A 438-nucleotide genomic window follows, 5' to 3' on the forward strand; every position below is an offset into this window, starting at 1 on the left:
GCCGTTCGACATCATATTCCTGACCAGCCTCGAGAGAAGGAGCTTCGATGCGCAGGCGCAACAAGCGATTGTCGTGCCGATGTCGACTGCGGAGTTCCGTAACCTAGCAGGTCGAGCCGGGCGGCCGGGGGCGGCTGAATCAATCGAGGGCATGACGCTGGTAGCCGTGCCCGAGGCGCCTTCAACCACGGCGCCGAGCCACCGCAACGAGCAGCTGAATCAAATACAGACGGCGGCACAGGACTATAATAACCTGCTTGGTCGGCTACAGGCTGAGGATACAGCCGGTGTCGTCCACAGTCCGCTGGTCGTACTGTTGCGTTCGATCTGGGTGAAGGCTGCGGCGCAGTTCGGGCTGCAGAACCTCGATCAGTTCCTCGCCTGGCTGGAAGTGACGCTGCCCGAAGCGGCCGGCGCCAACCTAGGTGAGGTGTCTCG

At 62.3% G+C, this 438-nt stretch carries 1 pseudogene; it reads left to right on the forward strand.

From position 1 onward, the window contains the following. Positions 1–438: pseudogene (locus EOA22_RS37155) on the forward strand (DNA helicase); the annotation flags it as partial.

Origin of the sequence: Mesorhizobium sp. M7A.F.Ca.US.014.04.1.1 (genome assembly GCF_003998745.1) — a bacterium.
Classification (GTDB): Bacteria; Pseudomonadota; Alphaproteobacteria; order Rhizobiales; family Rhizobiaceae; genus Mesorhizobium; species Mesorhizobium ciceri.